This window comes from Adhaeribacter pallidiroseus (assembly GCF_003340495.1).
Lineage (GTDB): Bacteria > Bacteroidota > Bacteroidia > Cytophagales > Hymenobacteraceae > Adhaeribacter > Adhaeribacter pallidiroseus.
The window spans coordinates 83092-103146 of sequence record NZ_QASA01000002.1 but is presented as its reverse complement, the minus strand read 5'-3'; the positions used below and the strand labels follow the sequence as shown (position 1 = coordinate 103146).

29 protein-coding genes and 3 pseudogenes are annotated in these 20055 nt (G+C 39.7%); 6 read left to right on the top strand and 26 right to left on the bottom strand.

From position 1 onward, the window contains the following. From AHMF7616_RS28000 to AHMF7616_RS27365, 6 genes and pseudogenes are all read right to left on the bottom strand, one after another. A pseudogene (locus AHMF7616_RS28000) lies at positions 1-241 on the bottom strand (transposase); the annotation flags it as partial. A gap of 206 nt (positions 242-447) precedes the next feature. Continuing rightward, entirely contained in the window at positions 448-678 is a 231-nt protein-coding gene (locus AHMF7616_RS25700) for an IS110 family transposase (protein WP_262511758.1), read from the bottom strand. Between the two features lie 26 nt (positions 679-704). Continuing rightward, positions 705-860: a hypothetical protein gene (locus AHMF7616_RS26605; RefSeq protein ID WP_158546267.1), complete on the bottom strand. Its 156-nt coding sequence runs from the start codon at positions 858-860 to the stop codon at positions 705-707. A 516-nt stretch (positions 861-1376) separates the two neighbouring features. Next, on the bottom strand, positions 1377-1535 hold the full coding sequence (locus AHMF7616_RS27885) for an alpha/beta hydrolase family protein (RefSeq protein WP_317047649.1): 159 nt from the start codon (positions 1533-1535) through the stop codon (positions 1377-1379). Then, positions 1529-2077 (bottom strand): annotated as a pseudogene (locus AHMF7616_RS27370) (alpha/beta hydrolase). Before AHMF7616_RS27370 ends, AHMF7616_RS27885 begins: the two are co-directional and overlap by 7 nt. 133 nt (positions 2078-2210) lie before the next feature. Next, positions 2211-2546: a hypothetical protein gene (locus tag AHMF7616_RS27365; RefSeq protein ID WP_233507805.1), complete on the bottom strand. Its 336-nt coding sequence runs from the start codon at positions 2544-2546 to the stop codon at positions 2211-2213. Between the two features lie 385 nt (positions 2547-2931). On the opposite strand from AHMF7616_RS27365, the gene AHMF7616_RS27360 reads away from it, so the two are divergent. From AHMF7616_RS27360 to AHMF7616_RS26600, 3 genes are all read left to right on the top strand, one after another. Beyond that, positions 2932-3183 (top strand): RNA polymerase sigma factor, encoded by a 252-nt coding sequence (locus tag AHMF7616_RS27360; RefSeq protein WP_233507804.1) that lies wholly within the window; start codon positions 2932-2934, stop codon positions 3181-3183. Beyond that, complete coding sequence (locus AHMF7616_RS27355) at positions 3165-3338, top strand: sigma-70 family RNA polymerase sigma factor (RefSeq protein ID WP_317047648.1); 174 nt, start codon at positions 3165-3167, stop codon at positions 3336-3338. The genes AHMF7616_RS27360 and AHMF7616_RS27355 overlap by 19 nt, the downstream gene beginning before the upstream one ends. Before the next feature lie 231 nt (positions 3339-3569). Then, positions 3570-3713, top strand: coding sequence for a hypothetical protein (locus AHMF7616_RS26600; protein WP_158546266.1), 144 nt, complete (start codon positions 3570-3572; stop codon positions 3711-3713). Between the two features lie 116 nt (positions 3714-3829). Here AHMF7616_RS26600 and AHMF7616_RS27625 read toward each other — a convergent pair whose 3' ends face one another. Then, positions 3830-3955, bottom strand: a complete 126-nt coding sequence (locus AHMF7616_RS27625) for a hypothetical protein (RefSeq protein ID WP_262511754.1) — start codon at positions 3953-3955, stop codon at positions 3830-3832. A 386-nt stretch (positions 3956-4341) separates the two neighbouring features. Here AHMF7616_RS27625 and AHMF7616_RS25685 point away from each other — a divergent pair, with 386 nt between their 5' ends. Next, positions 4342-4734 carry a hypothetical protein gene (locus AHMF7616_RS25685; protein ID WP_115375862.1) on the top strand — a complete coding sequence of 131 codons (393 nt, stop codon included), beginning with the start codon at positions 4342-4344 and terminating at the stop codon, positions 4732-4734. An 8-nt stretch (positions 4735-4742) separates the two neighbouring features. Here the strand turns inward: AHMF7616_RS25685 and AHMF7616_RS27995 are convergent, their stop codons facing one another. The 14 genes from AHMF7616_RS27995 to AHMF7616_RS25615 form a co-directional block, all read right to left on the bottom strand. Beyond that, positions 4743-4895 carry an ATP-binding protein gene (locus AHMF7616_RS27995; protein ID WP_115375861.1) on the bottom strand — a complete coding sequence of 51 codons (153 nt, stop codon included), beginning with the start codon at positions 4893-4895 and terminating at the stop codon, positions 4743-4745. Positions 4896-4897: 2 nt separating this feature from the next. Continuing rightward, positions 4898-5881, bottom strand: coding sequence for a PAS domain-containing sensor histidine kinase (locus tag AHMF7616_RS25675; protein WP_115375860.1), 984 nt, complete (start codon positions 5879-5881; stop codon positions 4898-4900). 477 nt (positions 5882-6358) lie between these two features. Then, the gene (locus AHMF7616_RS25670) at positions 6359-6679 is read right to left on the bottom strand and encodes a response regulator (RefSeq protein WP_115375859.1); all 321 of its coding nucleotides are present in this window, start codon (positions 6677-6679) and stop codon (positions 6359-6361) included. Between the two features lie 275 nt (positions 6680-6954). After that, positions 6955-7269 (bottom strand): response regulator, encoded by a 315-nt coding sequence (locus AHMF7616_RS25665; RefSeq protein WP_199474468.1) that lies wholly within the window; start codon positions 7267-7269, stop codon positions 6955-6957. Positions 7270-7333: 64 nt separating this feature from the next. Continuing rightward, positions 7334-7627, bottom strand: a complete 294-nt coding sequence (locus AHMF7616_RS25660) for a sensor histidine kinase (RefSeq protein WP_233507807.1) — start codon at positions 7625-7627, stop codon at positions 7334-7336. Beyond that, positions 7594-7953, bottom strand: coding sequence for a hypothetical protein (locus AHMF7616_RS25655; RefSeq protein WP_115375857.1), 360 nt, complete (start codon positions 7951-7953; stop codon positions 7594-7596). Before AHMF7616_RS25655 ends, AHMF7616_RS25660 begins: the two co-directional genes overlap by 34 nt. After that, positions 7950-8141 (bottom strand): hypothetical protein, encoded by a 192-nt coding sequence (locus AHMF7616_RS25650; protein ID WP_115375856.1) that lies wholly within the window; start codon positions 8139-8141, stop codon positions 7950-7952. The genes AHMF7616_RS25655 and AHMF7616_RS25650 overlap by 4 nt, the downstream gene beginning before the upstream one ends. Before the next feature lie 115 nt (positions 8142-8256). Next, positions 8257-8406 carry a PAS domain-containing protein gene (locus AHMF7616_RS27990; RefSeq protein ID WP_158546265.1) on the bottom strand — a complete coding sequence of 50 codons (150 nt, stop codon included), beginning with the start codon at positions 8404-8406 and terminating at the stop codon, positions 8257-8259. Positions 8407-8524: 118 nt separating this feature from the next. Continuing rightward, a complete protein-coding gene (locus AHMF7616_RS25640; protein ID WP_115375854.1) occupies positions 8525-8743 on the bottom strand; it encodes a PAS domain-containing protein in 219 nt (72 codons plus the stop codon). Next, positions 8716-8898, bottom strand: a complete 183-nt coding sequence (locus tag AHMF7616_RS26260) for a hypothetical protein (protein ID WP_147275799.1) — start codon at positions 8896-8898, stop codon at positions 8716-8718. The genes AHMF7616_RS25640 and AHMF7616_RS26260 overlap by 28 nt, the downstream gene beginning before the upstream one ends. 109 nt (positions 8899-9007) lie before the next feature. Further along, positions 9008-9244 (bottom strand): hypothetical protein, encoded by a 237-nt coding sequence (locus AHMF7616_RS25630; protein ID WP_115375852.1) that lies wholly within the window; start codon positions 9242-9244, stop codon positions 9008-9010. Between the two features lie 119 nt (positions 9245-9363). Beyond that, entirely contained in the window at positions 9364-9636 is a 273-nt protein-coding gene (locus AHMF7616_RS25625) for a hypothetical protein (protein WP_115375851.1), read from the bottom strand. A 5-nt stretch (positions 9637-9641) separates the two neighbouring features. Next, a complete protein-coding gene (locus AHMF7616_RS25620; RefSeq protein WP_115375850.1) occupies positions 9642-10700 on the bottom strand; it encodes a PAS domain-containing protein in 1059 nt (352 codons plus the stop codon). 623 nt (positions 10701-11323) lie between these two features. Then, positions 11324-11722 carry a hypothetical protein gene (locus AHMF7616_RS25615; RefSeq protein WP_115375849.1) on the bottom strand — a complete coding sequence of 133 codons (399 nt, stop codon included), beginning with the start codon at positions 11720-11722 and terminating at the stop codon, positions 11324-11326. Positions 11723-12497: 775 nt separating this feature from the next. Between AHMF7616_RS25615 and AHMF7616_RS25610 the strand changes: the two genes are divergently transcribed. Both AHMF7616_RS25610 and AHMF7616_RS25605 read left to right on the top strand, forming a co-directional pair. Beyond that, a complete protein-coding gene (locus tag AHMF7616_RS25610) occupies positions 12498-14351 on the top strand; it encodes a hypothetical protein (protein ID WP_158546264.1) in 1854 nt (617 codons plus the stop codon). A 106-nt stretch (positions 14352-14457) separates the two neighbouring features. Then, a complete protein-coding gene (locus AHMF7616_RS25605) occupies positions 14458-14982 on the top strand; it encodes a hypothetical protein (RefSeq protein WP_147275793.1) in 525 nt (174 codons plus the stop codon). Between the two features lie 361 nt (positions 14983-15343). Here AHMF7616_RS25605 and AHMF7616_RS25595 read toward each other — a convergent pair. The 5 genes and pseudogenes from AHMF7616_RS25595 to AHMF7616_RS25575 all read right to left on the bottom strand — a co-directional run bounded on the left by AHMF7616_RS25595 (position 15344) and on the right by AHMF7616_RS25575 (position 20055). Further along, positions 15344-16498 (bottom strand): annotated as a pseudogene (locus AHMF7616_RS25595) (Shedu immune nuclease family protein). 56 nt (positions 16499-16554) lie between these two features. Further along, positions 16555-16812: a hypothetical protein gene (locus AHMF7616_RS25590; protein WP_115375782.1), complete on the bottom strand. Its 258-nt coding sequence runs from the start codon at positions 16810-16812 to the stop codon at positions 16555-16557. A gap of 145 nt (positions 16813-16957) precedes the next feature. Continuing rightward, complete coding sequence (locus tag AHMF7616_RS25585; RefSeq protein WP_115375781.1) at positions 16958-17620, bottom strand: DUF4276 family protein; 663 nt, start codon at positions 17618-17620, stop codon at positions 16958-16960. Further along, positions 17617-18729 carry an AAA family ATPase gene (locus AHMF7616_RS25580; protein WP_115375780.1) on the bottom strand — a complete coding sequence of 371 codons (1113 nt, stop codon included), beginning with the start codon at positions 18727-18729 and terminating at the stop codon, positions 17617-17619. The genes AHMF7616_RS25585 and AHMF7616_RS25580 overlap by 4 nt, the downstream gene beginning before the upstream one ends. A 45-nt stretch (positions 18730-18774) precedes the next feature. Then, positions 18775-20055, bottom strand: a complete 1281-nt coding sequence (locus AHMF7616_RS25575) for an SIR2 family protein (RefSeq protein WP_158546263.1) — start codon at positions 20053-20055, stop codon at positions 18775-18777.

The window sequence follows — 20055 nt, the reverse complement described above, 5'->3', positions numbered from 1 at the left end:
TAAAGGGCCTTGCAAGCTGCATTGGATTTCTTTGCCGAGAAGCTGCAAACATATAATTTGCTTCGAATTAAGCTGCCACCCATTTTAGTAATGCGCGTCTTTCCTCGGATGCTCGTGCCCGAAGTATATTCCCGGGAGAGAGGCCAGCTTTAACAATCAACTGGCGGTAATTATCCATTTTCTGAAAGCTGCCAGCAAATAAAAGCAACATGCCGGCTGTTTTTTTACCAATCCCTGGAATAGAAGAAAGTAATGGATCTCCTTTTTAAAAGTATCCTCCAGAGTGGCTAGTAGCTTTTCTTGGATTTGCTTCACTTGCTTATCGAGCATTTTTAAAGTTTGCTTCAGCTTTTTACGGCTAATGCGCTAACTATCGTTGCCGCTCTAGAGCCGCCAGGGAGTTGATGACCATGGTTCTTTGCCGGATGAGCTGCTCGGTAACCTGTTCTAGCTGCCGACATTCACGATCACTGGCTCTTCCGGTTGCCAGGAAGCTACCTGGTTCTGTTCCCCATAGCGCTTGATCCATTGCGCATCCTTCTTGTCACTTTTTCCTTTGCCCAAGTGCATTTGGATGTAACGCTTAATAACAACCGGGTTCACTACCCCTACTTGCGTGCCGTGTTCATATAAGAAGTAAGCTAGCTGCAAGTAATAAATTCCGGTCGCTTCCATCACATAAAGACTCTCGATACCACACTGTTTCACCAGCTTTTGAAAACAAAACCAGCTTTATTATTACCTACTTCCAGGTGCTGAAGCTTATCCACTAGGGAGAAGCATACCGTTAAGGTATCTTTACTTACATCAATACCAATTACTTTTTGGCGAATAGAATCATAGCTTAAAGTGTTAACCAAAGGTAGACTAAAAAGAAGAAGAGTAATGGTAGCTTTCTCTATCCTCTTGCAAGCTCTTTAGGCTTCATGGAACTGTTCAAAGTACCATAAAAAAGGAAGGGGATTATCATGTAAAACAGGTTCTTAAGACCTAATAAAATTGCGAATCTTACTCCTTCCTTTCTTCTCTTTTATCCCAATATAAGCATCAAAGCAAACATAGGATAAAAGTGGTTATAAGCCAATTTTGCTGAACAGGCTACAGATAATTATTATAAATTAGAGTTTATATATTTTTAATTTAGCTACAATAGTAATGCTTTCAAATTTGCTTTAAACAACATCACAATTGGTATGAAATGGTACGATTGGATTGCTGCTGGTATTTACCAATCTCCACCCGTTGATTTTTATCTTTGCTTCTCCACAATGAGCCCAATTAAATATAAGCAGGATAGATTTTGACCGGATCTTTCTAAAACGCAAAAGAGATTGACTGGTAGAGTCAATCTCTTTTAAAAAAACAAAATTCCGTCTTTATTTACTAAAAGCTTTCTTGAGATCTGCCACGGCTAAAGCCTGCGCTTCTTTAGCTTCCGGTAAGACGGTAGCCATACCGAAAAACTCGTGCGTTACACCGTTATACGTCTTTTGATTCACCGCAACCCCCGCTGCTTTTAACTTCTCGGCTAACATTTCGCCTTCGTTAGTAAAGGATCCAGCTGCGCATTGATAATGGTGGTAGGAGGTATACTTTTTAGGTCCGGTGCTTTAGCTAGAGTAATCAGAGGATTGTTGCCATCTGCGGCACTACGAAGATATTGTTTAAAAAACCATTCCATCATAGGCTTATCTAAGGGTTTAGCGCTGGCATATTGCTGATAGGACTTGGTATTGGTATCGTAGCCAGCGATTGGATAAACGAGCACTTGATAAATGGGAACCATGGCCCCTTTTGCTTGGCCATCATACTCACGCCGCGGCTAAATTGCCCCGGCACTTTCGCCTACCAGGGCCACCCGCTTGGGATCCCCTTTGAGGGAAGTCGCATTTCTAAGTACCCACTCATATGCCGCATAAGAATCATTGTGGGCTGTGGGGAATTTATGTTCGGGCCCCTGCCGGTAAGCTACCGATATTACTACTGCCCCGGCCTGCTCGGCCAATCCTTGAGCGGAAGCGTTGTAGGTATCTAAGTTGGCAATGACCCAGCCTCCCCCGTGGTAATAGACAATCACCGGGAAAGGTCCCGGCCCCGTTTGGGGTGTATACACCCGGGCGTGGATCGAACCTCCCGCTACCGGGATGCTTTTACCCGTAGTATCGACCTGCGCCGGCGGCACGGGATATTATTTTCTTGCATCACGTCCATTACCGCCGTCGTGGGACTCGGCTGCTGCCGGGCTGTGGGGCGGACAAGGTAGGCAGTGGCGGGGCTTTATAACTAGCTAATTTCTCCAGCACTACTTGCATCGGAGCCGTTATTTCGGGCGCCCAGGTCGGTTTCGGTCCTTTGGGCGTTAACGCACCAGTGCTGGCCAGACTATCCGTGGCGTTAGCTACCGAATCAGCTGTCGTGCTGGCTGCATTAGCCGTGGTTTCCTTCTGCGGGGAATTACAACCCGCAACAAATAGACCTATACTAAGCAACAAAATACGGTATCGGACAAAGGAAGTTTGCAGTTTAAGCGTCTGTTTTTGGTTCATCTTTTTATAAGTTAGAAGCGACTTTTATTTAGGAAGTACGTACGTATAAAAACGGGTAAGTTGTTTGCTTTTCTTGGCTGGAAAGAAAAACTTTTTTCACTACGTTGCCTATCCGCAACTCCTTTTGTTTATGGTCTAACTGGTTGTTAGCGTGCTCAAATCATTTAAATTGTTTGCTATAAAATGCTTTAACTGTACATTCCTTGCTACCAGATTCCCTAATCGTGCTACCTGATCTCGAAAAAGACCATTACACTACTGCAGTTGCAATAAAAGAAAGGACGGAACACCAACTTGTTCGAGCACTCCGGCGCAAGAGGAATCTGCCTGGAGGAATTTATATGAGGCGTATGCGCCTGCGCTGTACGGCGTTATTCTCCGGATCGTGAAAGGGGAAGCATTGGCAGAAGAGATTCTGCAGGAGTGTTTCCTGAAGATTTGGCAATCTTTTGGTCAGTATGATCCAGCCAGGGGCAAATTGTTTACTTGGCTAATTAACATTGCCCGGCATTTAGCCATTGATAAAATTCGTTCCCGGAGTTATTTAGAAGATTTAAGAACCCAAAAAATAGAAACAAGCCACTGGCCAGTGGGTACCCTGGTTTCCAGCCGGAACATATGGGGCTGCGGAAACTAGTGGATCAGTTAGCTCCATCCCAGCGGATTGTTATTGATTTGATGTATTTTGAAGGGTATACGCAAAGTGAGATTGCTCAAGAACTGGCGATTCCTTTGGGTACGGTGAAAACCAGGGCTCGGTCTGCTTTGCAACTTCTGCGAAAATTAATGTAGTTTAAGTTAAGGTCCTGATGGCTGAAAGTTTATACTTCCAACTAAGCGAAATATACAAGTTCACTTCTTTTTAGGTTTAAGCTGTAAGATTTCGAGCAGCTAAAGGGTGGTAAGAAAGTTGAGCTAACTCAATAGCTAATACAGGGGTTATTTTAATCTAATGCAAGAAGAGCGGGAAATTAGACTAGAGCTAGTTTGCTAAAAGAAAGCAGTTACTTTACAACGGTTATTATGAGTTTAGCTAACATTGATTTAAACCAATATAGTATTGTGCGCCACCGGGATACGGATAAAGTATATACGTGTACGAAACCGCTAAATACCCGCCTTTCAAAGCGGCAGCGGAGCATCAAGAATTGGGATGTTATGCGTTAGACCGGAATGGCCAAATCAATTTAGATACGCGGTTTACTTTTAAGAAAGAACAGCTTTTCTTGCAACCGATTCGCTGGTCCTAGAATTTAGAGGCAGGAGTAGATTTAATGTTGGGATCATTTTTCGATTAGTAAATAAGTGACCCCATCATAGGCTTCACCGCGACAGGTAAATGAGCCTAAGTGCTGGAGGCGATCTTCCAATTGCAGAATAACGGCATCCGGTATCGCTCTTTTTTTCATTTCCCGGGTATTGCGTACCAAAATATAGGTCTTGGTTTCGGTAACTTCTACTACCTGCTTTAAAAACAGCGGGAAGGAGTAATTAAATACTCGTAGATTGCTTGTTTGGTTCTTCTTAACTCCATGCTCCTGCTGTCCTTTCTTCCGGTTTAAGTAATCCGTATTTGTAACAACGTTGTTTTTTCTACAATGATACTTTACGGTTGCTAAAACTATGCTGTTATTGTGGCCTGTTTAGATAATAAAAGAAAGCCATGGCATTATGAGGTGAGTTAATTATTGTATGACGTAGTAAGCCAACCGTAGCAATCCACTTGATTGCTCGGCTCGTTTCTTTTTTGATATTTTAAGCCACTCTCTTAGTATTAGCCAAATTCTCGCCGATAATGTATACGTCTACTACCCGCCGCTTGTACGAAAATGAAGTTCTTACCATTTACCTGGAGCTGGATTTATCTTTACTACGCCTGGATTGGAAACAGCAACCTAGTAGTCCTGAATACCGAATGGGTTATCATCAGGCCATCCTGTTGGCTTTAGAATACAGAACCTTGTACTGGTTAACGGATTCCCGGCAAGTATTGTACCTGCACCAGGCGGATCAACACTGGATGTACGCTAAAATGCGGCCTTTGCTAAAAGGAGGTAAGTTGCAACGGATGGCGATTGTCTTACAACCTGAGACCTTAATCATGACCGACCAAAAACCCTGCATGACAATACAGGGAATCCTTTCCCCAGCAAGAAGCTTTTTCACCTGGACTTCTTTCTGGATGTAGACTCCGCTTTAGCTTGGCTGCAGGAAAATAATTAAAGTAACAATTCCCTTTTTGTTCTTATTCTTTGGTACCTCGATAAAGAAGGTAGAGCCTTGATTTTCCTGGCTTTCAAACCAAATCCTTCCCTGATGGAGTTCCACGATATTCTTGATGATGGACATACCTAAGCCCACGCTTTTTTCTCCCGAAGTCCCGGTCGGCGAGCCTTGGTGAACTTATCGAATAAGGTAGCTTGCAAGGACTCCGGTATGCCAATACCGTTATCGGCCACCGTAATGAGAATGTAAGGATCCCGGTCTTCTAAAACAAGGGAAATGGTGCCCTTATCGGGTGTAAACTTAATAGCGTTGGAAATAAGATTGTTTAATACCTGCATGAACTTGAGTTCATCCACCTGCATGAAAATGGGTATCTGAGAAGGAATAAACGCGAAGTTTTTGGGGATTAAAGTAGTTCCCGTTTTATAGTTGTTCATCATGTCGGCAATGGCCCGGGCAATATCAACCCGTTCCTTGTTGAGGTTGATTTGGGAGGATTCTAAAAATTCGTTATTAACAAAGTCCCGGATTAAATCAGATCCCCGTTTGGCGTCGGCTTTTAGCATACTCATAATTTGATCCACGTCCAGATTCCCGGCTTTAATTTGATCCTCTAAGGCCCGTACTAGGCCTTGAATATTAGCAAAGGGGCTGGCTAGATCGTGGGAAAGTATTTCTAGAGTCGAGTCCTTCTTGGCGTTAAATTTCTGCAACGTAGTAATATTGGCTTTGCTACTCGTGGTATCATAAGCCCAGCCGCTGATATAATCTTGTTCTTCGTGTTGGACGATGTGCGCGTTTAGGCTGAGCCACTTAATGGTTTGATTGGGAGCAATAATGCGGAATTCTAATTGTACTGGGGTGCGCAATTGTCTTAACTTTTGGTATTCCTGAGCCATATAGGTCTTATCTTCCGGATAGATCAAAGGCAAGAGTAAATCAGGCTCTACCAGAAACCGCTCGGGTGATTCTTGACAGAGCTCCCAAAAAGCGGGACTGATGTAAGAAAACTGGTCTTCGGCTAGGTTATAGGAAAAATAGAGTTGGCCGAATTGGGTGGTAGTCGCTTGAAAATTTGCAATTAAAAGGGCATCGTGGTTTATCTTCATGTTGGGAGGCGCTAGCAAAATAGGTTCGGGTAAATAAAGGGTCGTCTAGGCAAACTCCGTATACTGACTTTTTAGCCAACGGGAATGGCATAAAAACAAGAAGTTTCTCGCACTATAAGAAGTAAGTCGAAAGCCTTTTTTTGGTTTGATAATTACTCAGCAAAGATATGTTGCGACATAGGAACTAACCATCGCCGGTTTTGATTTACTAGAATAAGAAACTTTAAACCCGATGTTATTGCCCAAAAAAGTTCTCGTGATCGATGCCGATCACACGGCTTTTCTTAGCCCACTTAGCTATTAAGGGCATTACCAAGGAAGTTCAGGTGCAGATGGCTCAAAATGGTCAGGATGCTTTAAACCTAGTGCGAACGGATTGTTCCCAGGAGCAATGCCCTACTGTAATTTTTTTAGATATTCAGAGTTACCACCGTGACGAAATTAAGTTCTTAGAGGAACTCCAAAACGCACCTAATCTCAGACACCTGGCTTTGCGAATTGTTTTGTTTGCTTCGACAAAGGCTTGGAAGTGAATTCCTGAACGCCTAAGTCTTTGAATATTTCTATCTGCTGGGGAGTTGTGTTAATGGCTAAAAGCAAAAAGACGACATTATTATTCCTTAGAAGATCTATCTTATTTAAGGCTTCCATCAACTCCATCCCATCCATGACGGACATATGATGATCCAAAATCACAAAAGCCGGACAATTATTTGAGTTAGAACTGCAATTAGTTATCAGATAGTCAAAAGCTAATTTCCCGTTGGTAAGCACAGTTACTTCGTGCTTAATCTCCATTCTCTTTAAAATGTTTTCATTGATATAAATTGAGTGGGATCATCATCCACTAATAAAATTTTATTAAGTTTTTTCATATTAAATGGAGGTCGTTTTATTGGATTCTAATAATGTACAATAACTTAAAGGGATTGTACTTATAAGAAAAGAGCTTAACCTGGGGCTTATTATATTTACTTAAGAAGCTTTTTAATCTTCAAAGTGCTCGTCCAAAATTCTTCTTAAAGCGGCTTCCGTTAAAGGCTTATTCAATAATCCTGTAATCTGGGCGCGTTCTACTTTTTCAACATCATTGGGTTTAAAGAAGTAGTAAGCATGATAATCACCACGGATTGGCGCTGCGCCAGTTCTAGTTGCTCGTAGGCCTTCAGAAACTCAAAGCCATCCATCACGGGCATATTAATATCCAATAAAATGAGCTGGGGACATTCCGGTCCGGGGCAGTTGGCCTGAAGAAGTTGCAAGGCTTCTAAGCCATTCAGTGCCACCAATAGCTTTTCAGCTACGTCTAACTTTTGAAACAAACGTTTGTTCAGAAAGTTAGCAGTAGTGTCATCATCCACCAGCAAGGCGCAAGTAATTTTAGGCATGTTCTATTTTTCTATTAATCTTTATAGTTTCTATTAATCTTTATAGTATTAATAAGCAGCTTTACTAGCTGGCTGGTTGGTCTCGTTTAAAATAAGCCCGGAACGTGGATCCTTGATGGAGAATGCTTTCCACTTCAATTTTCCCACCGGCATTCTCCATGATCTTCTTGACCATGTACAAGCCAATACCGGTTCCTTCCACGTGATTATGCAATCGCTTAAACATGGTAAAAAGCTTGGTACTACCGGAAAGATCCAGGCCTAAGCCATTATCCTGCACCGAAAGTATTTGGTATTCTTCCGTTTCGGCACAATGGATACGAATTAACGGGGCACGTAAAGAGGAGTGGTATTTAATAGCGTTAGACAGTAGGTTATAAATAATGCTGCGTAAGTTCTTGGCGAAAACCGGATCGTGGGGCAGTGAGTTACATCGACTTCTATTTGCGCTTGCGAAGCTTGTATTTTAGTAGCCAAGTCTAACCGCACTTCCTGGATCAAGGCGGTTAAGTCGATGGGGGTGGCTTCGCGGCTATTTTCTTTTTGCAGTTTGGTGATTTCGGTTAAATGTTCAATCGTGCGTTTAAAACGCTGCACCGAATCTAAGATTAAATGCAGCGTGTACTGCACGTCTTCTTCTTGCAGACTAGCGGGAGAAAGCTGATCCTGCAGGGCCTCTATCAAACCTTCAATGTTGAGAATAGGGCTTTTAAGTCGTGCGAAGCAGTGTAGATGAAATTATCCAGGTCCACGTTCACGCGCCGGAGTTGCTCATTAGCCTTCAATAAACTATTTGCTAGAGCCGTTGCTTGTTGTTCACTTTTCTCAATAGCTTCCCGAGCTTCCACCTGATCGGTAATATCTTGTACCAAAGTGTAAAAACCGATTACTTCCCATTCTGACGATCCGGGATATAACTGGTACGAATGTGTTTCGTAAAGTCTTCCCGGAACGGCATGGTAGCTTCAAAATCTACGCGTTCGCCGGCTAAAGCCCGGTCGATATATCCTTGATGTTAGGATAAGCTTTTTCCCCCGCTATCTCGCGGATGGGTTGACCTAATAGATCTGCTGCTTTACGGTTGAACCAATTCTCGTAAGCCCGATTGGCAAACCGGTATTTCTCATCCAGATCCAAGTAGCCAATGAGTACCGGTAAAGCATCCGTAATAAGCGGAGCTGTCGGGCACTGGCTTCACTGGCTTGACGGGCTTTTACCTGCTCACTGACGTCCGTAGCAACGGCCGCTACGCTCATCACCCGCCCTTGATCATCATGTAAAGGTTGATAACAAAGTTGAGATACACCGTTTCCAATTGATCATTACGCTGGAATAAGGCGGCTACTTCATTAGCTACAAAAGGCTCTCCGGTGTGCATTACTTGATCGAGTAATTCTCGAAAACCTTGGTCGCGCACTTCCGGCAACGCTTCAAATATAGCTTTGCCTAATACCTGCTCCGGAGTCCGGCCCACAAGGCCGCTACCCGGGTATTGGCAACTTCAACCACGTATTCCACACCCCGGAAAATGGCTACCGCCACGGGAGCTTGTTCAAAAGGGCTTGCAGCTGTTTTTGCTGCACTTGCTGCTGCGTCGGGCTTGTACTTGCTCGGTAACGTCGTAAGCAAAAGTAGAAATCCCCGCAATCTGGTTGTTTTCGCGGTAAGCCTGGTAGGTAAAAGTAAAATACTTTCTACCGCGGGTTTTCCGTCCGGCTGATCTACCAGTAGGGGTAACTCATGACCAAGTAAGTTTCACCTGTTTGGTAGACCTGATCCAAAAGCGCCACGAAGCCGCCGGGCGCTGCTTCGGGTAAAGCTTGGGCGATGGGTAATCCGAGTAACGGCCGCCGGTGAAAATTTGTTGAAAGGCGGCGTTAAAGTATTCAAACCGGTGTTCCGGGCCGCGATTAATGCTAATAGCGGCGGGCGTGCTCGCAAATACTTGGTAAAACGTTTCGCGTTCCTGAACCATTCTTTGGGCGGTAGCCAGTAATTCGATTTGTAAAGCTTCCGCGCGTTGCCGGGCTAATACCTTCTCCGTAACGTCTACGACAAAGGCCAGAACCCCTTGTATTTGCCCAAACTCATTTTTTAGGGGTTGGTAGATAAAATCGACGTAAAGTAGCTCGGGTTTACCCGTTGCTTGGTCATAAAGCTGGGCCGGCGTTTCCGTTCCTCGAAAAGGAATACAGTGGCATACACCTGGTCTAACAAAGCAATAAAGCCTTGTTCCACTACTTCCGGAAACACTTCCGCCACAGTCCTTCCTAAATTTGTGCGATTACCCGAAAGGGCTTGGTAAGAATCATTGAAGAAATTATAGCGATGCTCCAAACCCACTAAAGTAGCAATAGAAGCAGGCACCTGCCCTAAATTTGCTGGAGTTGATCTTGCTGCTCGCGTAATTGTTCCCGTTGTTGTTGGGTTTCCCGTAAAGCCTGCTGCAAGGCTTCTGTACGAGCCGCAACAAGCGATTCTAAGGATTTATTAAGTTCTTGCAAGGCTTGTTGAGCTTGCTGTAACTCTAGGTTTGTACTTATTAATTCTTCATTGCTAGCCTGTAATTCCTCGTTTATTGCTTGAAGCTCTTCATTGAGTTCTCGGATTTGTTTACTGCTCACCTCTAGCTGCTGGCGGGCTTTTACCTGAAGAGTTACTTCATAGGCAAACACCATAATACCATCTACTTGGCCGGCTAAATTGCGCGTGGCCTGGTAGATAAAGTTATAATAATTGTGCCCTAGTTCGTTGCCGGAGTTCTCATGGTCTAGTTGCACCAACATTTCGTGCGCATAAAAGCTCTCTCCGGTGCGATACACTTTGTCTAATAAACCAAAGATGGGCTGGCCGGCTAGTTCCGGCATGGCTTGTGCAATGGATTTACCTAATAAAGGTCGTTTTCCCACTAACTGCTGATAAGGTGGATTAACCAGTTTAAAAACGTGGTTTGGTCCTTGAAAAATACAGATCAGAGCGGGTGCCTGCATCAAGATACTGTGTAGTTGCCGTTTTTGCAGATTGGCTTCGGCGTAGGCGGCTTGTTCCCGAGTTAGGCTCTGCTGCACTCGTGTTTCAGCCAGTACTTGTTCGGTTATATCCGTAACCGAATGGATAATCTGGGTAACCCGACCCTGTTCATCTACTACAGGCCGGCTATCCAACCGCCAATAGCGTTCTAAGAACTTCCCGGTATGCAGAGGATCTGCTACATCATATCGCTGTTGAAGTATTTGTTGACGTTTACCCGTTCTTAATACTTTTTCCAATAAGGCTCGCAAATTAGCCGTTCCTTTCACCCCCGCTAGCTGGGGATTATCCGGGAATACCTCCCAAATAGAATGACCGATTAATTGCTCCCGGTCAGAAAACGACACAACTAAAAAATCATCACTAACGGCTTCAATTAATAACTCGGCAGAGAGCAGCAAGAAGGCACAGGCAAGGCGTTAAAAATAGCATCATGGCTAGTAGCTGAAGAAAAAGCAGACATCAAATAGGAAAAGTAGTATCTAAAGAAATTCGTTAAGATAAGAAGTGCCACTAGGGCATTTATTACCCCAAATTAGCAAATTTATTCTATACTGTATTTGCTTGTTTTAGTTGATATTATGATTAGTAAAAGGGAAAACTTGCTTGTTTAATGTTTCAATAATTGTCCAGTAAACCTAAAGTTCACCTGATCCATTAGAAAACGGGGTAATAAGCAGAAGAATGCACAAAAAACAGGGAAGCTTTGGAGTTGATGAAAACATTCCATAAAGCCATTCTTTAAATTAATGTGCCTGTTTGATTTTAGAGATGCGTTTAATAGATTGAATGGATACAAGCCACCATCTTCCATAGGCAATCAAAGAGCTAGCTACTGGCTTTATTTTCTAATCGGATCAGTTTTGTTCACTTCTCAACAAATTTCAACTAGCTTTCACCTGCTCGTTGTCGCTTATATAATCTGTAACCCCCATGTATGAAGATTCTACCATGGCAAACGACCCAACGAAATTTATCATTAATTACAGAAGCCATTATAATTGAGAACGTGAGGAGGTGCCTGTTAACCACTCCAAAGCAGCTTCTTTGCTGGTAAAGTTTTAATCAAATAACTGGATGGTGGGGTAGTTAAGACTTGAGCTTGTATCCAGTGCGCCATGGCTTCTAGTTTTGGGATAGAACTCACCAAGCGCGCTACTTTTTTTAAATGCGTTTGCTTGAGTTGGAGGGACACGCGGTAAATAAGGTGATTGTACTGCGTATCTTCTACTTCCACCATTGCCCGGCTAGAATCCAAGAGTATGTTTTGCACCTGGTAATCGTTGACATAATTTACCATAATCCTAAAACATTCTTCGGCTTCACTTAATTTATGCATTCGCATATCAGGTAACGTGACAAATATCGTATCCGAAGCCGAATCATAATCCAGAAGAAAAGATCCATCGTCAAATAATATCATGGAACAAACAAAGGAATGAAGAGGAATATTTATAATAATTTAAAAACCAGTTAAATCAAATTTAGTAAATATAGGCATAAACGTATTTACTTGGTTCTGTGAAGTCTCCGCAAAATGTGAATTTACTTTTAGCTAACTTAAACTAAATTTTGAATAGCGGTTGATATAAGTAATATAGGATATCTAATCCGAAAATGAGCTGACCAAGTTCATCTCGCAAAAGGACGGAATAATGATACTAGAATAAGCTTGGTATCATTAGGTCTTTTCTGGTTTATAGCCATCTTAAAAAAGCATCTCTTAAAATAAAAACCCTGCTGTGTTTTGAGATGCATACTGGAGATAGTAATTATTATCTCTGATGAAAATATATAGACACGTTTTGAAAAAAGTACCCAGCAAGGTGCGCTCAATAAAATATTTAGCAGTACTTCAAAATAAGCGTTGGACTATTTCACAAAAGTTTCATTGACAGCCTAAAATTAAGAAATGCAATGAATTTTGCTTCTAACATAAAAAAGGTTCTTACCCAAACAAATATATAAATATTAATAAATATAACCTTTTATTTATATTGTTTATTAACGATATTGTTTTATATTTAAGGCAAATAATCATCCACTTATACTTATTGGTTTCATGAAAAAATCTATTTTTTTGCCAGGCCTTATGGCATGGTAACTGGAAAAATTATGCTTTTTCCAGCTTACTAGCTTTGGGGTTGTTATTCTTAAATGCCTGTAGCCTCCAACCGGAAAAAGGTTGGCAACCGGAAGTGAAAACTACTACCAGCGCTAATGTTATTAACCCCAATACTGAACAACCCACTGTTTTAGGTAGCCAGTTACCCAATCCTTATCTACTAGCTAATATGCGCCGGGCGTATACCAACGTAAAAGGCGGCACTTGGACCACGTTGGCCGCTACTAATTTGTACGTTCGGTTTAAGCCTACTACTAAAGAGCAATTAATTACCCTCGAAGAAACTCTGGATTTAGATTTATTTGATGAACCATTGGATTATCAGGTAATAACCGAAGGTGATTATTATCAGGACCCGGCTGTGCCTAGCGACCAAATAACTTGGCAATATGCAGTAGTGCCCACCAATTTTACTTTTCCAGCCGGAATCACGTATCAAACCTTAGCTTCGGTGCATATCCCTACTGACATAGCCGTAGAAGTTGAAGCCGAACGGCTAGCTGGTTTAAACGCTGATGGCGATGATTTAGCCGGCAACGCAGCCGCGATAACCCAACGGATACCTGATTGTAACCCAGGTTACCATTTTGACTACGATCTAAATAAGTGTGTGCCGGATGGTTGCCCTACTGGTTACGTCTGGGATGATGTATTAAAGAAATGCGTATCGGCTCCGGTTACTCCGCCATCACCCGCTGTTTCGACCATCGGTAAAATTAATGTGCAGGATACGCAATTAGGAGTGCAGGGACTACAAAAATTGCGGGTAGTGGCTAAGAGGTGGTTCAAGATAGAGCGCATGTATACTAATAGCACCGGTAATTTTACTTCTACTGCAAAATTCCGGAATAAAGTTAAAGTAATTCTCAAGTTTAAAAACGAAAACGCCAGTATCCGGAGCATCCGCGGTGTCCGTTTTTGGCAAGTAATTTCCTCAGTAAAGAAAGTGCTTGGTAAGTTTTCGGGCAGCCAGATTAATAACATACCGGCTTATACGTTCGTTAGAAATAATGATGTTAATTCTTTACAAACCCGGGATTGGGTAGCCGCTACTACGCACAATGCCGTACAACAATACCGATCTTTAATTATTGCGCAGGGAACTAGTGCGCCGCCAGCCGGTTTACGAATTTTAATCAGCAACTGGGGATCTTTAGGTGGAACGGGTGCTGCGCCTCTATTTGGTATTAGATTTTGGGATGGTTTAGAAACCGCTTTTGTCAATAACTTTATTGCTTCCGCTGTCAATCCTGTTGCGGGTGGATTTAACACGATGGTTGGCTACTTAAAACGGCAGATAGATGTAGTGTACAATTATAACGTAAGCGATTATACTAAGATTAACTCCGATTTAGTGGTAGAAACAATTTTTCATGAATTATCGCACACGGCTCTGTATACCCAAGCTGGTAATCTCTGGTACACCGCCGCCGTTGATGCTACGATTAATGAAATTATTAGCGCTACTGTTTCTTCCTCACCTAACCCTTATGGCCGGGGAAACACGAGTAGTTCGCCAATTATTGCTTTAAATGAAGGATGGGCCAGCCACTATGGACAATTTCTAGCTGATGCGAGATACGGTACTAACAGCTCTTGTGTACGGGTGCAAGACTATCAAACCAGTACTTGCTCTAATGGTACTATAAGGCCGCATATAGCCGCATTAGAAGCGTTTAATCCACTTTTACCTGATGATCCTTTCAAATGGATTCCAAGAGGACTTTTTCAGGATTTAATCGACAATACACCAGGTGAAATTACAGTTAATGATCAGGTTTCTTTATATACCAATCTACAATTAATAAATGCCATTGATTCGGAGATAAGATCGCCGCAATTATACCGGGAACGGCTTTTATCCGAAAACAGTAATAATCAAGCAACCCAAGTTAGAGATTTATTTAGACAATATGGTTATCAATAAGAGACATAAATTCATTCATCTAATTGGCTTTATTTGCTTAAGCGTAATGCTAAGCGGCTGCCCTGATCCCGGTTGTTTGAATCCAAACCCCAAGTACAGCTTCGGGGTGACTGCAGCTTTTACGCCAGATAAAGATAAAGTGCAAGTAGGTGATACTATTTATTTAGTATCCGAATTTCCTAGTACCCTAACTCCCATTGGTAGTCAAGCTCCTGTAGATTATACAAATGCAGCAACTATTGGCAGTGCTATTACCATTGTAGAATACTTGCCCAATAAAGAACGTAAGTGGTATGTGTATGACTTTGACTTTATAGCTATGAAGGGCGAAGCATTTAATTCCACAAATATACCCGTTCCGGAAGCAGCTGAAGGAGTTAGGTACGTGGAAACGAATGGTAAATACGAAATGAAGATTGCCATTGTACCGAAGAAGAAAGGTAATTATGCTTTTTTGTTGAGTAATGCATACAGCGATAGTCGTGCGATAAAAGGGAAAGATCGTTGCGACCGGGCTACTTTTAGCATCAGCTTACAAAATGATCATCAGGCAAGTGTTGCTTTAATGGAAAAGTGGTCGGATGGTCCAGTAGGAGAGCAAGGTAATGTTTATGCTTTTACAGTTAATTAGCTAATTTCAAAAAAGCTGTTTCAATATATGCTGAAACAGCTTTTTGAAGCTTATTGTATTGTAGTTTATTAAATATTTGATTGCTGCAATTTTACCGAGAACATCTGTTATAAAAAAAGCAGCAACAATCCAGGCAAGCTGGTTATTAGACAATATGGTTATTAATAAGAAATATAAACTTGCCATTAATATTGATTTCATTACGCAGTCATTGTCCTAATAACTAGTATTATGTTAAATAGAAAGCATATTATATTAATTATTATACAAATAATTGATCAATATTTTTGTTTCAACTGCAAAATCGCTGATAAAAATATAAGATTTTAATTTCTTACTTAATTTATCTCTATTTACATCCTTAGTTTTCGTTATTGTGTACAATAAACTTTGCTCTTTCGTAAAGCTCATCAAAAGTTATTATTTCTGGATTTGTAGTATTCTTTCTATATAGTTCAAAAGAACGATATTTGTCTTTGTTTATACCATGTTCGCTTGAAAATTCGCTTAAATTCCCTATTACTAGATATGATTTTGGTTGATAATTAAAAACTTCTTCTCCAGTTGGATTTCCTTCCTGATCTTCAGTAATTATTTTTTCTGATAAAGACTTTATTGCTGAAGCAACAGTACCTTAAATTTGAGCTACGGCTCCAGCTAATTCTCTTGAAGGAGCCCAACAGCCTGAACGATAAGGTTTGTTATCAAGTAAAGGTGTAGTATTTGTTTTAATTTCAACAAAACATAAATTTGATATAATACCATTTGTCTTCATTAAAGCATCGACACGTTTTCCATAATTATTAACATTATGGCCTTGAACAACTTGTTCTAATTTCTTATCATCAAGACTCGACAAGAATATATAACCTAACCCATATCCAAAAACCCATTGATTCTTCTCAAAGAATTTTTGCCAAAGAGATTCATCCGTTAAATTGTTTTTGGTCTTTGCATTTTCAAAAAAAATTCTATCTGATAATAAATTTTGGTAATTTCCAAGTTGCTTTTTACGATATCCTATTGCAACAATATCTTCTTTCGTAATTTCTGACCTTATTATTTGAGTAAAAATTTCTTGATTATCATGTAATAAGCTTCTAGCTTGATTATCTGAAATTATCAATTTTTTAAGCTCTTCATCACTTATATTGATTGGCTTACTATCTGCAAGCTTTACATGTTGAATATTCTTTAAAAATTCAAAAAGTTTATTTATTTCATCTCCGATAAAAGCAAAACTTGCATTACGCGGTTTGTCCGTTCCAACTGAATAGCCTTGAATATTCAAAACAAAAATTCTTCTGTCATCTTCAATGAATTTTGCACTTATATAGGATTGTGCATTTATTCCATGTCTAAGCACAACTTCATCTTTTATTATACCAAAAGCATACGTATCGGGTGAGTTAATCACCTTCGAAGCAATTCGTATTTTCCTATTTAAATTGCCAAAACTCTTTAAACTAGGACTTATATAGGTTTTACCTTCCTTTGGATTTTCGTAATTATCCATTTCTTAATTTTTTCTGTGAACGGTAGCTTAATTTATAATGTAAAATGAACCTCTTGCTAACAGTGGTATTTTTTATTGAACTCTAGTTTAATCTTGTTCAGTTCCACTCCAACTTCATCATTTTCTGGATATATAACTTCATTCGGCATAGGTAGAAAAAATGTATCCCAAAATTTTCCATCAGAATTATCAACAAAAAATTTTGCTACCATTCGGTTTGCCAAGTCGTCCCCTTGGGTCTTTATAGGTCTAAAAGGATATTTGCCAACTAAGTACCCTTCCTGATATCTTGGTCTAAGTGCTTTTATTGGCATTATGTTTTGAAGCTTTATCAAAACTATTTCTGAATCAGAATAATATGAAATACTTTAATTGGGGTTCACCCATAGCAGGTTGAAGTACCAGACCCCCATTTTATTAGGATCAATCTGTAAGTATTCACTAAATTGGATAGTTTCATTAATTTTGCTGCATTCTTTGGGTTAAAGCCTGAATCCAGTTATTAAACCGAATACAGCGTTGCATAATAATGGAAAGTGATATTTCAGTAGCGATAACTGGACCGTGTAAGGTCTTCTTGTACCCTGGGATAAGTTTTTCCAATCGTTTAGATGGGGCTGTTTCAGCTCCATCGTTCAACATTTCCGGATTATCATGTTCCTGTACAGCGCTGTACAATTGTTGCTTGTTTGCGTCCGATAAATCAGGCAAATAATCAAACCCAGCCGTATGGGAAAATAATAATCCTTCAAACTCATGCAATTGAATATAAGGCAAAAAACGGTGGCTATTAATATCGTTAGCTACAGCATTTTCCAAAAAATCAACTCGTTTATATTTGTCAATTATAGTTTGGGCTTGAGCATATTCCGGAAAATCTGTTCGTAATCGGAAATAATCAATTAAAGAAGTTACAATTATATCTTGTTCCCGTTTTAATAGGTTTTCGGCATTTAGCTTATAACGTTGGTAAGTAACATCTCCTCCTTTAAAACCAGGGCTAGTGCTCATTAAAATTGCCCTTACATCATATATGCCTTTATCATAAAAATAATGACTGAGCACTTCATTGATAAACTCTTCTTCGGTAGGTCCTTCGGCTAAAATGTATAGTCCTCTCATCTGGGCCGACCTCCCAATACATTCTTCTCCCAAAGCTCCCCTAAGGTGTAATCCTTAAGCCATTCACGAAGACTTTCCTCCGACTGACGGGTAAATACTGTTTGGTTGTCCCTTCGGTCTACTACAATAATATCATCAGCAGAGAATTCATCTACCAGGTTTACCGATTGAGTAGAAACGATTATTTGTGATTTAGAAGAAGCACTTTTTATCATAGCGGCTAGTTTCTGAATGGCAAAAGGGTGCAATCCTAATTCTGGCTCGTCTATTATAATGGTTTTTGGAATATCTGGTTGTAGTAATAAAGTAGTTAAAGCAATAAAGCGCAGAGTACCATCAGATAGATTATGTGCATTAAAATATTCGTCGGACCCTTTTTCTAACCAGTTTAAGAAAATTACGTTTTCGTTTTTAGCATCAGGCTTTAAATTAAACCGATCAAAAAACGGCGCCACTGAACGAATGGTGTGCTCAATCATTCTAAAATGTTTGGGATGAGTATCTTTGATTTTAAACAGATAGGCAGCTAAGTTACTGCCATCTTCTCGCAAATAAGCGTAATCCTGCGTTTTTGCTACTTGCTTCAAAGAGGAATTTGCACTCGTATCGTGAAAGTGAAATACTTTAAAGTCCTCAAAATAATTACTTAGGTAAAAACTGCGATCTGCCCCGTGGTCTTTTAAGTTGCTTTCAGGTTTACCAATAGTATCTAAATCCATGTAATGCCATTTTTCACCGTAATGATAAGCGAAGACATTATAACCAGCTGTTTCTTCCTCAAAATAGAATCCGCTGTCTTGAGCTTGTGGTACTAACTTAAAATCATATCGGTTATTAACATTATTATCATTTGGTTTAAAAACAATGCCCCCTGCTAGATATTCAGATACTTTACGGCCAAAATATAAAATACGATCTTCATACCCATTATCTGCTACATATTTACGAAGTCTTTGTTGGTAAATGCTGTTAAGTAATTTAAAAAAACTGATGAAATTACTTTTCCCCACTCCGTTAGGCCCAATTAAAATATTAATCGGCTTAATTGATATTCTCTCACTATCACGAATGGATTTAAAATTTTCTATGTAAACACTTTCTATTGGCATTCTTTTAACTCTTCTAGAGCTTTTACATAATTAGTAATAAATATCTTAGAATGGTAAAGACTTCTCACCTTGACTTTCAAAATCTTCAATAAGCTTTAAAAAAGCCTCACCTGAATTATTAAAAAAACGATTAAAGAATTCTTTTGTACCCATTCTTAAATAATATAAAGCTTCGGATGGAACTTGTTTGATGTTGAATTCAGGCAATTCTGAATAAAAAGCATTCCGTTGTATATCTTCTATGTAATTAGTTAGGATTTTCTTTGCTTCTGAGTTATTTTCATTAAGATGGCAACCATACAGATCATGATCTATAAAATGATCTACCTTTAAGGGTGGATTAAATGCAAAAGATGGATTTACTATGATGATCTTTTTGTTTTTATAACCACCATCTTTTACAGCTTGAATAAGTAAATTATTTATATATGGATCAAAAAAACTATAGCCAATAATAAAAAAGTAATTTCTTTCTTTTAATTTATTGCTAAAATTTTGAATTAGGCTGAAAAAAGGTTCTACAGAAAAAAACTTTGTGCCATGCCCAAATATTATAACTGGATCATGTTCAATTCTATTTTCTCCTTCGATATCTTCGTAATATTCATCAATATCAGATTTTTCTAAAACAGTTCCATCTATAAGCCTGGTCCAATCTAATGACCCATGTAATTTGTATAAATTAATAATATTAAATTCATCAATACTATCAGACACATTAAATCCTCTCCATTCGCCACTATAGAATCCTCTATATGGCTTCGCTTTTTGTTCAGAAAAATGTTGTTCAATTACCTTGTCATAATTCATAGAAAAAATATCAAAGGTTATTCTTTTATCTGTATTTCTTTGAAAGAAATCATCAAGTGGCTTTAAGAAATCTGTTTGTTTAACTTCAAGCCATTGGGGAATAAGCTTATTTTTAATTGTATCTTCAATTTTATGATAAAGGCCAAACTTATTTTGCTCTTTGAATTGAGCTTCTAATCTAAGAAGTTTATCAGCCCAATTACCAGTTACAGGATAAGGTAAAAAATTATCTCGGTTCTTTATTCTTCTGATTAAAAGTGCTAATTCTTCAATATTAGGCTGCAATGAATATTCTCTATTTACTTCCCAAGTTTTCCATTCTGAATGATAATTTAAACAAGTAAGTAAAAACTTTATGGTTTCTCTTTCGATTTCTGTAAAAGGATCCTCCTGATTCAAGCAGATAATTTCAGTCAACGCTTTCAGCATATCTCCTGACATTTTGCAACCAGCATCATAGGAAGCACCAGCTCCAAATATAAATAGGCTTTTATCTATAGCTTGTTTAATATCCAT

What these genes read in the sequence shown, in the direction of transcription:
- AHMF7616_RS27885 (WP_317047649.1), bottom strand. Translation starts at nt 1,535, where the DNA reads ATGTTAGCCGAGAAGTTAAAAGCAGCGGGGGTTGCGGTGAATCAAAAG.
- AHMF7616_RS25615 (WP_115375849.1), bottom strand. Translation starts at nt 11,722, where the DNA reads ATGATATTATTTGACGATGGATCTTTTCTTCTGGATTATGATTCGGCT.
- AHMF7616_RS25685 (WP_115375862.1), top strand. Translation starts at nt 4,342, where the DNA reads ATGTATACGTCTACTACCCGCCGCTTGTACGAAAATGAAGTTCTTACC.
- AHMF7616_RS27365 (WP_233507805.1), bottom strand. Translation starts at nt 2,546, where the DNA reads ATGAACCAAAAACAGACGCTTAAACTGCAAACTTCCTTTGTCCGATAC.
- AHMF7616_RS25575 (WP_158546263.1), bottom strand. Translation starts at nt 20,055, where the DNA reads ATGGATATTAAACAAGCTATAGATAAAAGCCTATTTATATTTGGAGCT.
- AHMF7616_RS25665 (WP_199474468.1), bottom strand. Translation starts at nt 7,269, where the DNA reads ATGCCTAAAATTACTTGCGCCTTGCTGGTGGATGATGACACTACTGCT.
- AHMF7616_RS27625 (WP_262511754.1), bottom strand. Translation starts at nt 3,955, where the DNA reads ATGAAAAAAAGAGCGATACCGGATGCCGTTATTCTGCAATTGGAAGAT.
- AHMF7616_RS25580 (WP_115375780.1), bottom strand. Translation starts at nt 18,729, where the DNA reads ATGCCAATAGAAAGTGTTTACATAGAAAATTTTAAATCCATTCGTGAT.
- AHMF7616_RS26600 (WP_158546266.1), top strand. Translation starts at nt 3,570, where the DNA reads ATGAGTTTAGCTAACATTGATTTAAACCAATATAGTATTGTGCGCCAC.
- AHMF7616_RS25630 (WP_115375852.1), bottom strand. Translation starts at nt 9,244, where the DNA reads ATGGTTCAGGAACGCGAAACGTTTTACCAAGTATTTGCGAGCACGCCC.
- AHMF7616_RS25585 (WP_115375781.1), bottom strand. Translation starts at nt 17,620, where the DNA reads ATGAGAGGACTATACATTTTAGCCGAAGGACCTACCGAAGAAGAGTTT.
- AHMF7616_RS27355 (WP_317047648.1), top strand. Translation starts at nt 3,165, where the DNA reads ATGGGGCTGCGGAAACTAGTGGATCAGTTAGCTCCATCCCAGCGGATT.
- AHMF7616_RS25670 (WP_115375859.1), bottom strand. Translation starts at nt 6,679, where the DNA reads ATGGAGATTAAGCACGAAGTAACTGTGCTTACCAACGGGAAATTAGCT.
- AHMF7616_RS25675 (WP_115375860.1), bottom strand. Translation starts at nt 5,881, where the DNA reads ATGAAGATAAACCACGATGCCCTTTTAATTGCAAATTTTCAAGCGACT.
- AHMF7616_RS27995 (WP_115375861.1), bottom strand. Translation starts at nt 4,895, where the DNA reads ATGTCCATCATCAAGAATATCGTGGAACTCCATCAGGGAAGGATTTGG.
- AHMF7616_RS25590 (WP_115375782.1), bottom strand. Translation starts at nt 16,812, where the DNA reads ATGCCAATAAAAGCACTTAGACCAAGATATCAGGAAGGGTACTTAGTT.